Consider the following 11,518-nt stretch of genomic DNA (forward strand, 5'->3'; position numbering starts at 1 on the left):
GCATACCTTACGTAATGAAGGGAAGACAAGCATGAGCCAATCGTTAAGTGAAGAAATTAAACAGGAAGTAGATAAGCGCCGTACATTCGCGATTATCTCTCACCCGGATGCAGGAAAAACGACCCTCACTGAGAAGCTCCTCCTATTCGGAGGAGCCATTCGGCTTGCAGGGTCAGTTAAGGCGCGCAAAGCGAGCCGTCATGCAACATCCGACTGGATGGAAATTGAGAAACAACGTGGTATCTCGGTAACGTCCAGCGTAATGCAGTTCGATTATCTAGGACATCGCGTTAACATTCTTGATACGCCTGGTCACCAAGATTTCAGTGAGGACACGTATCGTACGCTTACCGCAGCCGACAGCGCCGTCATGCTTATTGACGTTGCCAAAGGTGTCGAGGCACAAACGATCAAGCTGTTCCAGGTTTGCCGTAAACGCGGCATTCCGATTTTTACTTTTATTAACAAGCTGGACCGTGAAGGGCAAAGTCCATTTGAATTAATGGAGGAGCTTGAGCGTGTCTTAGGCATTCGCGCTGTTCCAATGAACTGGCCAATCGGCATGGGACGCGAGCTTTGCGGTGTTTATGACCGAATGAAAACACAGGTCGAGCTTTTCCAAGGAAATGACCACTCGACAATCGAGGTTCGTCCCGTTAGCGACTATAATGATCCTGTCATACGTGAGATGGCTGGCGATTATTTAACAGATCAGCTTATTGGTGATCTTGAGCTGCTGGATGTCGCTGGTGATCAATTTGATTTCGAGAAAGTGCAAGCGGGTGAACTGACGCCTCTTTTCTTCGGAAGCGCGGTTAATAACTTTGGCGTGCAAACTTTTCTAGAAAACTTCCTTCAGCTGGCTCCTAAGCCGACGTCGCGCAACAGCACGACAGGTCAGGTTGATCCGACGAATGAGAAATTTACGGGATATGTTTTCAAAATTCAAGCGAATATGAACCCAGCCCATCGTGACCGAATTGCTTTCCTTCGGATTTGCTCCGGCAAATTCGAGCGCGGAATGAGCGTTCGTCATGTGCGTAATGGCAAGGACATTAAGCTTGCTCAGCCTCAGCAGTTTCTAGCGCAAGACCGAGATATCGTGGATACAGCGTATCCGGGCGATATTATTGGTTTGTTTGATCCAGGCATTTTCCGAATCGGCGATTCATTATCACAAGGCGGCGAAGTTGTGTTCGATGAGCTTCCAACGTTCTCGCCTGAAATTTTTGCTAAAGTAACCGTTAAAAATGCGTTGAAGCACAAGCAGTACCAAAAGGGCATTGATCAGCTCACGGAGGAAGGCACGATTCAAGTGTTCCACTCTACAGGCAACTTCGACGAGACAATTCTCGGCGTTGTTGGTCATTTGCAATTTGAGGTATTTGAGCATCGAATGAAAGCGGAGTACGGCGTAGATATTCAATTGCACCGGATGCAGTTCCAATTTGCCCGCTGGATCGTTGATGATAATATTGACCCTAGCAAATTCCGAATCAATACGACGCTCGTAAAGGACAAGAAGGGCAACTATGTCGTCTTGTTCGAGAACGAATATGCGATGCGTACGGCAGTAGACAAGAATCCAACGTCTAAGTTTCTGGAAACTGCGCCTTAAGGGTAGGGATATAGGCACGTTTAAAGCATCCTCGGCCAATCGCGCAGCAGCGCTAGCGGCTGGGGATGCTTTTTATATCCATCTCCTTGAATTTCAGTGCTAAAACGAATCTTTACCCGTATAATAAATGGATAAAAAACGATAGGTGGCTAGTCATTCATGAAAACAATCATGTTCACCGGGGGAGGCTCAGCCGGACACGTTACCGTTAATATGGCCTTGATCCCGCATTTTTTGGAAGAGGGCTGGTCAGTCCAATATATCGGATCGGAGAGCGGTATTGAAAGGCAGCTTATCGCAACGATTCCAGAGGTTAAGTATTTTCCGATATCGACGGGAAAGCTGAGAAGGTACATGGATATTCAGAACATTAAGGACCCGTTCAAGGTAGTAAAAGGCCTTTATCAAGCTTATCGCCTTATTAAGCAAAATAAACCGAACGTCATTTTCTCCAAAGGCGGATTTGTATCCGTACCTGTCGTTATTGGCGCATGGCTAAACAAGGTGCCGCTGCTTATTCATGAATCCGATCTGACGCCAGGTCTTGCCAATCGGCTATCGATTCCTTTTGCTACAGGAGTATGTACGACTTTTCCTGAGACGGGCAGCATGCTGAAGGCTGATAAAAGCAGGCATGTAGGGGCAGTTATACGTGAGGAAGTGAAGCAGGGCAACGCGGAAAGAGGCAGAACCTTTTGCGGATTTACTAAAAACAAACCGGTTATCTTAATTATGGGTGGAAGCTTGGGTGCACGCAAAATTAATCAGGCGGTCAGACAGTCATTAATAAGCCTTACCAAAAGCTATCAAATCGTTCATCTCTGCGGTAAAAATCAAGTTGACCCTTCGCTTGCTATGCCTGGCTATAAGCAATTCGAATTTGTGAATGAGCAATTGCCGGATGTTTTGGCGATGACGGACCTTGTGATTTCACGAGCAGGCTCTAATTCCATTTTTGAATTTTTGTCCTTAAAGAAGCCGATGCTGCTTATTCCTCTAACACGGGATCAGAGCCGAGGCGATCAAATTTTGAATGCCCAGTCTTTTGAGAAATCGGGTTATGCCGACGTATTGTATGAAGAGAAGCTGACGGCAAGCACGCTTGTTGAGAGCGTCGAGCGTTTGTACCAAAACCGTGAATCCTATATCGATAGGATGAACATGAGCGAGGAAGCAAATGCGCTGTCCGCTGTTTTTGAATGGATTAATGAAATAGCGAAGAAGTAAGTAACTGCAAGAGACAACGAGAAAAAACGATCTGGGACGCCGATGCAAGCGTACTGGATCGTTTTTTTTGTAATGAGGGCAACGATAGAAAAATATGCAAAAAGTTTATTGACGCTAAAACGTTTTCATGCAATAATGTACGCGTGTACATTGAAATGAAAAGACAACTTAGCATATTAGCTTTTCAGGAGGAAAATGATTATTAGCAGGAAAGAAGTTGCGAAACTAGCTGGAGTTTCAGAGGCGACTGTTTCGAGAGTGATGAACAGCGTCGGCCCTATCAAAGAGGAAACGCGTGAACGGGTATTACAAGCCGCGGCTGAGCTTGGATACGTACCAAATGCGCTTGCTCAGCAATTTGCTCGAAGGAAGAGCGGGAATATTGGCGTCATATTGCCATTCGTGCCCAAAGTTCATTTATTTTCCACTTACTATTTTTCGGAAATATTAAGTGGAATCGGTGAAACAGCGAAGCGCTGCGGCTATGACCTGCTTCTTATTTTTAGAGAGCCGGATGGGGCGAGAGATTACGCTAAGCTATTTCGCACGCATAAGATTGATGCTTGCATCGTTTTAGGCTCACAAAATGTGCCTGAGGAAAGAGCCGCCCTTGCTGAGCTGAAGGCTGAAAACTTTCCTTTCTGCCTTGTAAATCAGCGGTTTGATGCGGAGCATTATCGTACAGTCGATGCTGATCATGTATCAGGCAGCAAGGCAGCCGTCTCGCATTTGTTGAGTCAGGGCAGCCGCAGCATTGCTTTTGTTAACGGCCCGCTGCAGTATTCCAATAGTGCCGATAGGCAGGAAGGCTACAAAGCGGCTCTAATGGAAGCGGGACTTGCTTATGAGCCTAGTCTAATCTATCACGGTAATTACAGCCGAAAGAGCGGGGCGGAGCTCGGGGAGCAATTGGCGGAACAAATTAAAGAAGGCAATATCGACGCGGTATTTGCGGCTAATGATCGAATGGCAATCGGCCTGATGCAGCGCTTGCGGGAACTGGGAGTTGAAGCTGGCGAGCATTATGCGCTAGTTGGATATGATGACTCAGACGGCTCGCGCATCATTAGTCCTAGGCTTTCTACCGTTGCTGTTCCTTTCTATGAGATGGGTAAGCTTGCAGCTGCTAGATTGCTGGACCCGGATCAGAAAACGAAAACGACAGATTCACAAACAGATGTTTTACCGGTCAGCCTGATCACAAGAGAAACGTCAAGACTCAAACGTTAAAATCCTGAATACTAGTTTTTCTGCTCCATTCTATTTCAATTGCGGGACGCGATCTTATCGCTAGTGGCAGCATAAGGCGTTTACGCTTAAGAGAGGCGGATTATTATGGATAAAGTAAGAGTTGGCATGGTTGGTTATAAGTTTATGGGGAAGGCACATAGCAACGCGTACCGCGCGCTTCCGATGTTTTTCCCGAATGCGATTAAGCCGGAGATGACGGCCATTTGCGGTCGCGATCCAGAAGGCGTTGAACAAGCACGGTCACAATTCGGCTGGGAAAGTGCTGAAACGGATTGGAATGCGCTCGTTAACCGCGAGGATATCGACTTAATCGATATTAATGCACCAAGTGATGCACATAAGGCTATCGCTCTAGCAGCAGCGGCAGCCGGCAAACATATCTTTTGTGAGAAGCCGCTGGCGCTTACGCTTGAAGACTCCCGCGAGATGCTTGATGCTGTTGAAAAAGCAGGCGTGAAGCATATGGTAGGTTTTAATTATCGATTTGCACCTGCTGTACAGCTTGCCAAAAAATTGGTGTCAGATGGCAGGCTCGGTGAAATCTATCATTTCCGTGCTGTGTTTTTGCAAGATTGGATTATCGATCCGAGCTTCCCGCTCGTATGGCGTCTTCAGAAGGAAATTGCAGGCTCCGGCTCCCATGGTGATTTAGGAGCACATTTAATAGATATGGCGCGTTTTCTCGTTGGAGAATTCAATGAGGTTATCGGCATGAGCGAGACTTTCGTTAAAGAGCGCCCGATTGCTTCAGCTATGACAGGCCTCAGTGCAAAGGGAAGCGAGGGTGGACCGCTCGGAGAAGTAACAGTGGATGATGCAACTATGTTTATGACACGCTTTGCTAACGGCGCGCTGGGCAGCTTTGAGGCGACTCGCTTCGCAGCCGGCCATCGCTGTACGAACGCTTTTGAAATTAACGGCAGTAAAGGAAGCATCAAGTTTGATTTTGAGCGGATGAATGAGCTTCAAGTTTATTTCACCGATGATGCCGAGGATGTTCAAGGCTTCCGCCGCGTACTCGCAACCGATCCATCGCATGCGTATATGGACGCTTGGTGGCCAGCTGGACATACCATTGGATACGAGCACACGTTTACACATGAAATGCATGAGCTGATGCAAGCTTTTGCTGAAGATCGTCAGCCCGTACCGAACTTTGTAGATGGCGTGAAATGCCAAGAGGTTCTGGAGGCGGTAGATCGTTCGATTGCAGAACGCCGCTGGGTAGCAATTAGCGAATTATCGTAAGCCATATAGGGTTATTAGTTAGGAGATTACTTAGCGCTTGGAGAGAGGCAGGAGAAGGTAATGAAAAAAGCACTAATCGTATGGGGCGGCTGGGATGGACATCAGCCGAAAGAGGTAGCAGAAATTTTTCGTGAGGTGCTTGCAGCTGAGGACTTTGAGGTAGAGGTGTCCGACACATTGGAAGCATTTGCGGATGCAGAAAAACTGTTGGGACTTGATCTTATCGTACCCGTATGGACGATGGCACGGATCGAGCAGAAGCTTGTCGATAATGTATCTGCAGCTGTTCAAAGCGGCGTAGGTTTGGCAGGATGCCATGGCGGAATGTGCGATGCGTTCCGTGAAAATGTAGACTGGCAGTTTATGACCGGCGGACAATGGGTAGCTCACCCAGGCAATGACGGTGTTGAATATACGGTTAATATTAATAATTCATCCAGTCAGCTGACAGAAGGCATTGAAGATTTTGTTGTCAGCTCTGAGCAATATTATTTGCATGTGGATCCGGCAGTTGAAGTGCTGGCGACAACACGTTTTCCGCTGACACCGGGACCGCATTCACTCAACAAGGCAGTCGATATGCCGGTTGTGTGGACGAAGCGCTGGGGTGTTGGACGCGTATACTACAACTCGCTTGGTCATCAAGCTAATATTATAGAGATTGAAACGGTAAAAGAACTTATGAGACGCGGCTTCTTGTGGTGTGCGGAAGGTAAAGCAAATGCGCTGGCAGCAGGGAAAACAGCTTCTGCTTATAGCGGTATGGCAGATAATCAGTTGTAATTCGCAATCATAATAATCTTAGGATATGAGAAGAGGGACTAGAGATTATGGAAAAGATTAAAGCAGGCATTATAGGAACAGGCAATATTAGCGGCATCTATTTTGAAAACGGCAACCGTTTTGATGCCTTGCAGGTTGTAGCTTGCGCAGATTTAGATGTGGAGAGAGCCAAAGCAAAAGGCGAGCAGTTTGGCGTTCGCGGTTGTTCGGTTGAGGAGCTGCTTGCTGATCCGGAAGTTCAAATGATAATCAATTTGACGATCCCGCAAGCGCATGCATCGATTTGCTTACAAGCTCTTGAAGCAGGCAAACATGTTTATGTAGAGAAGCCGTTTGCAGTTACTCGTGAAGAGGCGCAGCAGGTACTTGAGCTTGCTGAGAAAAAAGGCCTTTATGTAGGAAGCGCGCCGGATACATTCCTTGGCGGCGGCATCCAAACGAGCATCAAGCTGCTTGAGGACGGCTGGATTGGTACGCCAATTGGCGCGACGGCATTCATGGTGTGCGGCGGGCATGAATCATGGCATCCGGCTCCTGAATTTTATTACCAAAAGGGCGGCGGCCCGATGTTTGATATGGGGCCATACTATTTAACCGCGCTTGTAGCGCTGCTTGGACCGATCACTCGTGTAACGGGTTCGGCACGTATCTCTTTCCCAGAGAGAACGATTACAAGCAAACCGAAATACGGCCAGCAGGTAGAGGTTGAAGTACCAACTCATATCGCTGGAGTGATGGACTTTGCATCGGGTCCAATCGGAACATTGCTCACAAGCTTTGATGTGAAAGGCGGCTCAACGCTTCCTCGTATCGAAATATACGGCAGCGCGGGCACACTTCTTGTCCCAGATCCTAACGGGTTTGGCGGACAAATTAAGATTTGGCGTGCGGGCTCAAACGAATGGTCAGATATTCCGCTCGCTTACGGATACACAGAGAACGCTCGTGGTGTCGGTGCAGCAGACATGGCCAAAGCGATTCAAACCGGCCGCAAGCATCGCGCTAATGGCGAGCTTGCTTATCATGTACTCGAAGCTATGCATGGCTTCCATGACGCGTCGGAACAAGGCGTGCATTATGTTATGAAGAGCACTTGTGAGCGCCCAGCGCCATTGCCGCTTGGTTTGCAGCCATTCTGCTTGGATTAATAAAGGCTGAAGAGCATTAACAGCTAGAATGTAAAGTCATTAATAAATAACTTAAAAAAAGAGCTGTCCCAAAAGTAGATGTATCTACGATTGGAACAGCTCTTGCTTTGTTTTTTGTTGGAACTTAGGCCGGACGATGTCCTCACTTTAACAATCTTATAGCTAACGAACCCAGCAGGTCTTATTCAAACTATTCGTAATGGATTTAATAATAAGAATGATACGGTTCGTTAGAGAAATGATTAAGGTATTATGCAATGCCGGCGAGACCAATAATTGAATCCGCCGGGAATAGCCTTTGGTGCGCTATTTTTTCATGCTCTCCAACATTTTGTCCAAAGTTAGCTATTGATCCATCGGTCTGAATACTTTGGAGACAGCTTCTTTCGAATGTTGGCTATTATTTTATCCAAGCTGCAACCTTGTCAGGATTTTGCTCAACCCAAGCTTTAGCAGCTGCTTCTGGCGTCTCGCCTTCTTGGATTTTGATCATAACGGAAGCCATATCATCTGGCGTCCAATTAAACTGATCGAGGAATGCATAAGCTTCAGGCAGATCATCCTTTAGTCCTTGACGGGCGATTGTATGAATTTGTTCATCTCCGCCATATACATTTTTAGGATCTGCCAAATATTTCAGCTCCATCTTGGCGAACATCCAGTGCGGTGTCCAGCCTGTCACAACAATCGGCTCTTTGTTAGCATAAGCCTTCTCAAGCTGCTGAGTCATCGCTGCGGAGGAACTCTCAAGCAGCTTCCATTTATCTCGCAGATTATATTGATCTAATACTTTTTCTGTCGACATCATAAGTCCAGCACCCGGCTCAATACCGATAATCGTATGATCTACTTCAGCGCCAACGGCATCGTTAAGCTCGTCAATGCTGTTAACATCCATGTATTTAGGGACGACTAGACCAATTTTTGTTCCTTCAAGATTTGGTCCTAAATCATCAAATTTACCGTTATATTTTTCGATGTACGATGCATGTGTTGTAGGAAGCCATGCAGCTACCATCGCATCTGCACTGCCGTCAGAAATACCAGCCCACATAGGCCCCGCATCAACTTGCATCATATCAACTTTGTAATTAAGCTTCTGCTCAAGTACTTCCTTCACAACATACGTGCTCGCTATCTCAGAATCCCAAGCCACGTAAGCAAGCGTTACTTTTTTCTTAGCGCCTTCATTGTTCGAAGAGCATCCAGCGACTAAAGCCATGGTCATAACAGCAGCAACAATTACACTCATTTTATTAAATTTCAAAAAATCACTCCTCAAATTTTGCGCAGCAAAATACTTCGTAAGCATACGCTTAAATTTTGCGCAGCAAACTAGCATTGAGCATGCGCTTAACGTTTATAAATTAGTTTAAGTGGTTTTGCTTTTACGAATAATTTGTTGGGTCAGTCGGTCTAAAATAATGGCTAATATAACAATAGCAAGACCAGCTTCAAACCCAACGCCGGTATTTCCTTGCGTCACTGCACGATATACATAAGCTCCTACGCCTTGTGCACCAATCATGGATGCAATGACAACCATCGATAGTGACAACATAATGGTCTGATTAATGCCGGCCATAATGGTTGGCATGGCAATAGGGAGCTGCAGCTTGAACAATTTTTGCGTTGGCGTAGAGCCGAAGGCATCTGCTGCTTCTACTAATTCGGCAGGGACTTGGCGAATGCCAAGATTCGTTAATCGTATCGTTGGCGGGATTGCAAAAATAATCGAAGAGATCACGCCAGGAACAACACCCAAGGAGAAGAACGTTACAGCTGGGAGCAAATAAACGAAGGCTGGCATCGTCTGCATAAGATCAAGCAATGGTGTAATGATTTTTTGGAAATTGGTGTAGCGAGCACACAAAATTCCAATAGGAACGCCAATCAGCACGGATATGAAGGCTGCAGTCAAAACGAGCGCTAGTGTCTGCATCGTTTGGCTCCATAAGCCGAGATTTTCTATGATTAACAATCCGATAAGTGTGAATATTCCCATTTTCCACTTGCCGATAAGCCAAGCCAAAATAGTGAATATCAAAATAAGCACTAGCGCTGGAAACCAATTGAGAGCGACATCCAAGCCATTTACAGTTTCGCCGACAACTGTGCGTATTAATTTAAAAAAAGGGTCGAAATGAGCTTCAAACCAAGCCTCCAGCCATTCGATCCAGTCAGCTAATGGGATTTTAGGTAGATTCAATACGTTCACCAGCCTCTAATACGGAATTTCCAGCTAATGCGGCTAGAACCGCGCCCTTGATGACGATGCCTTTAAGGCGCCCGTTTGCATCAATAATGGAAATGGGGAATTTCGAATTACTCATTAATTCAAACAACTCATTAAGCAGCGTATCCGGCTGTGCGAATGGTGCTTCTCGCTCCATTGCATCTTCAAGCTTTTGGCCGTTTTTAATTGCATTCGCCGCTTCTTCTGCCGTTATAACGCCAAGCAGGCGCATACCTTTGTCGACAACGTAAAGGCTCGATACTCCGCGGTCACGCATAAATTGCAAAGCAACACGCGGACCTTTCTCGATCGTTATCGTTTCAGGCTTAATCATGACATGTGATGCTGTAAATACTTTGGATAAATCAACATCCTCCACGAAACGCTCAACATATTTGTTCGCTGGCTGCATCAATATTTCTTCTGGTGATCCGATTTGGACGATGCTTCCGTCCTTCATCAAAGCGATTTGATCACCGATCCGCAGTGCTTCATTTAAGTCATGGGTAATGAAAACAATTGTTTTCTTCATTTTGGATTGAAGCTCAAGCAGCTCATCCTGCATATCCTTCCGAATTAAAGGATCGAGTGCGCCAAATGCTTCATCCATAAGCAGAACATCCGGGTCGTTGGCAAGTCCTCTTGCTAGTCCAACGCGCTGCTGCATACCGCCGCTTAATTGGTCAGGATAGCTGTCTGCCCATCCTTTTAATCCAACAAGCTCTAGCGAATGCATCGCCATTTCTCTGCGTTTTTTCTTATCGATGCCCTGTACCTCTAGTCCGTATTCAATGTTTTGAATAACGGTGCGATGCGGAAACAGTGCGAACTTCTGAAATACCATACCTACATTTTTTCTTCTAAATTGCCGCAGCTGCTCTGGTGACATCTTAAGAACATCTGTCCCGTTAAACAGGACTTGACCTAGAGTAGGTTCAATTAATCGATTGAGAAGACGTACAAGTGTCGACTTGCCGCTACCGGACAAGCCCATAATAACAAATATTTGTCCCTCTTCAATCGAGAAATTTGCTTGGTTCACCCCAACCGTAAGCTTTGTTTCTGCAAAAATTTTCTCTTTAGACCATCCTTTATCCAGCAGCGGGATCGCCTTTTTCGGATCTGTTCCGAAAATTTTGGTCAGCCTCTTGGCTTCTATAATCGCCATGTTGTGCCCCCTTTGGAATATTTCGACTCCCATAAGTTTAGTTGGTTATGTTTGTTATGGTCAAAAGGCGTGAGACTCTGTATACTACGTACAGTTATAACTTTACGAACTTTACATACTGTATACTCTGGATAACTCCCTTTTTCGTATCAAACGTGTTCTTTACATATGGATGGTCATTTGATTACAATAATTGATGTAAGAATGATAGGGGGAAAGACACTCCTCAGGAGGAACGACATGAATGAGCTTGCAGCATTAACAGATGAGCAGCTAACCAAGCTGCATAAAGCAAGGCGCCGCGTCATTGAATCAATAGGTGAAAACATGGATTTGTACGGCATTACGTTATCCATTGGTCATTTGTACGGCAATATGTACTTTAATCGTGAGCCAGTTACACTTGATGAGATGAGCCAGACGATGGGCATGAGCAAGACTTCAATGAGTACTGGCATGCGTACGCTGCATGATCTGAAGATGATAAATAAAGTATGGGGAAAAGGCTCAAGAAAAGACTTATATGAAGTAGAGCCGAACTGGCATCAAAACTTTACTGACTACTTCTCCATTAAATGGAGAAAAGCTGTCGAGCAAAATATGAGTGCCCTAAACCGATCAATGAAGGAAATTGATGCTCTAAAGCTTCAATACGAAAGCGAACAAGCTTTCCTTGATGTGCTTGATAATGATACACAAAAGATTGATGAGGCTTTAAAATATTACAAATGGCTGGATCGTTTAATCGATTCTTTTGAAAATGGAGATATTTACAAGCTGATACCTCTTGAAGAATAAAATGAGAAACGGAAGGCAACGCTTGTTGCCTTTATTATGCT

General features: G+C 45.7%; 10 protein-coding genes. 7 read left to right on the top strand and 3 right to left on the bottom strand.

The features are described from left to right. Positions 1 to 31: 31 nt before the first annotated feature. The 6 genes from AB4Z45_RS08065 to AB4Z45_RS08090 all read left to right on the top strand — a co-directional run bounded on the left by AB4Z45_RS08065 (position 32) and on the right by AB4Z45_RS08090 (position 7,275). Positions 32 to 1,618 (top strand): peptide chain release factor 3, encoded by a 1,587-nt coding sequence (locus AB4Z45_RS08065; RefSeq protein WP_076270992.1) that lies wholly within the window; start codon positions 32 to 34, stop codon positions 1,616 to 1,618. 159 nt (positions 1,619 to 1,777) lie between these two features. Further along, positions 1,778 to 2,845 (top strand): undecaprenyldiphospho-muramoylpentapeptide beta-N-acetylglucosaminyltransferase, encoded by a 1,068-nt coding sequence (locus tag AB4Z45_RS08070; RefSeq protein ID WP_441908639.1) that lies wholly within the window; start codon positions 1,778 to 1,780, stop codon positions 2,843 to 2,845. Between the two features lie 195 nt (positions 2,846 to 3,040). Then, the gene (locus tag AB4Z45_RS08075; protein WP_441908640.1) at positions 3,041 to 4,075 is read left to right on the top strand and encodes a LacI family DNA-binding transcriptional regulator; all 1,035 of its coding nucleotides are present in this window, start codon (positions 3,041 to 3,043) and stop codon (positions 4,073 to 4,075) included. A gap of 105 nt (positions 4,076 to 4,180) precedes the next feature. Continuing rightward, entirely contained in the window at positions 4,181 to 5,344 is a 1,164-nt protein-coding gene (locus AB4Z45_RS08080) for a Gfo/Idh/MocA family protein (protein ID WP_441908641.1), read from the top strand. A gap of 60 nt (positions 5,345 to 5,404) precedes the next feature. Then, positions 5,405 to 6,127: a ThuA domain-containing protein gene (locus tag AB4Z45_RS08085; RefSeq protein WP_441908642.1), complete on the top strand. Its 723-nt coding sequence runs from the start codon at positions 5,405 to 5,407 to the stop codon at positions 6,125 to 6,127. A 47-nt stretch (positions 6,128 to 6,174) separates the two neighbouring features. Next, positions 6,175 to 7,275, top strand: a complete 1,101-nt coding sequence (locus tag AB4Z45_RS08090) for a Gfo/Idh/MocA family protein (RefSeq protein ID WP_441908644.1) — start codon at positions 6,175 to 6,177, stop codon at positions 7,273 to 7,275. A gap of 400 nt (positions 7,276 to 7,675) precedes the next feature. On the opposite strand, the gene AB4Z45_RS08095 is transcribed toward AB4Z45_RS08090, so the two are convergent. From AB4Z45_RS08095 to AB4Z45_RS08105, 3 genes are all read right to left on the bottom strand, one after another. Continuing rightward, a complete protein-coding gene (locus AB4Z45_RS08095; protein ID WP_305953912.1) occupies positions 7,676 to 8,542 on the bottom strand; it encodes a glycine betaine ABC transporter substrate-binding protein in 867 nt (288 codons plus the stop codon). Between the two features lie 105 nt (positions 8,543 to 8,647). Then, the gene (locus AB4Z45_RS08100) at positions 8,648 to 9,484 is read right to left on the bottom strand and encodes an ABC transporter permease (protein ID WP_076270998.1); all 837 of its coding nucleotides are present in this window, start codon (positions 9,482 to 9,484) and stop codon (positions 8,648 to 8,650) included. Continuing rightward, positions 9,471 to 10,679 (bottom strand): quaternary amine ABC transporter ATP-binding protein, encoded by a 1,209-nt coding sequence (locus AB4Z45_RS08105; protein WP_441879374.1) that lies wholly within the window; start codon positions 10,677 to 10,679, stop codon positions 9,471 to 9,473. The genes AB4Z45_RS08100 and AB4Z45_RS08105 overlap by 14 nt, the downstream gene beginning before the upstream one ends. Positions 10,680 to 10,919: 240 nt before the next feature. Between AB4Z45_RS08105 and AB4Z45_RS08110 the strand changes: the two genes are divergently transcribed. After that, complete coding sequence (locus AB4Z45_RS08110) at positions 10,920 to 11,477, top strand: GbsR/MarR family transcriptional regulator (protein ID WP_339207472.1); 558 nt, start codon at positions 10,920 to 10,922, stop codon at positions 11,475 to 11,477. The last annotated feature ends 41 nt before the right edge of the window (positions 11,478 to 11,518 follow it).

Source organism: Paenibacillus sp. MCAF9 (assembly GCF_052114265.1).
Lineage (GTDB): Bacteria > Bacillota > Bacilli > Paenibacillales > Paenibacillaceae > Pristimantibacillus.

Bases quoted from the DNA above. Each gene is read 5' to 3' on its own strand.
- AB4Z45_RS08105 (WP_441879374.1), bottom strand. From the start codon at position 10,679: ATGGCGATTATAGAAGCCAAGAGGCTGACCAAAATTTTCGGAACAGAT.
- AB4Z45_RS08065 (WP_076270992.1), top strand. From the start codon at position 32: ATGAGCCAATCGTTAAGTGAAGAAATTAAACAGGAAGTAGATAAGCGC.
- AB4Z45_RS08075 (WP_441908640.1), top strand. From the start codon at position 3,041: ATGATTATTAGCAGGAAAGAAGTTGCGAAACTAGCTGGAGTTTCAGAG.
- AB4Z45_RS08110 (WP_339207472.1), top strand. From the start codon at position 10,920: ATGAATGAGCTTGCAGCATTAACAGATGAGCAGCTAACCAAGCTGCAT.
- AB4Z45_RS08090 (WP_441908644.1), top strand. From the start codon at position 6,175: ATGGAAAAGATTAAAGCAGGCATTATAGGAACAGGCAATATTAGCGGC.
- AB4Z45_RS08085 (WP_441908642.1), top strand. From the start codon at position 5,405: ATGAAAAAAGCACTAATCGTATGGGGCGGCTGGGATGGACATCAGCCG.
- AB4Z45_RS08070 (WP_441908639.1), top strand. From the start codon at position 1,778: ATGAAAACAATCATGTTCACCGGGGGAGGCTCAGCCGGACACGTTACC.
- AB4Z45_RS08080 (WP_441908641.1), top strand. From the start codon at position 4,181: ATGGATAAAGTAAGAGTTGGCATGGTTGGTTATAAGTTTATGGGGAAG.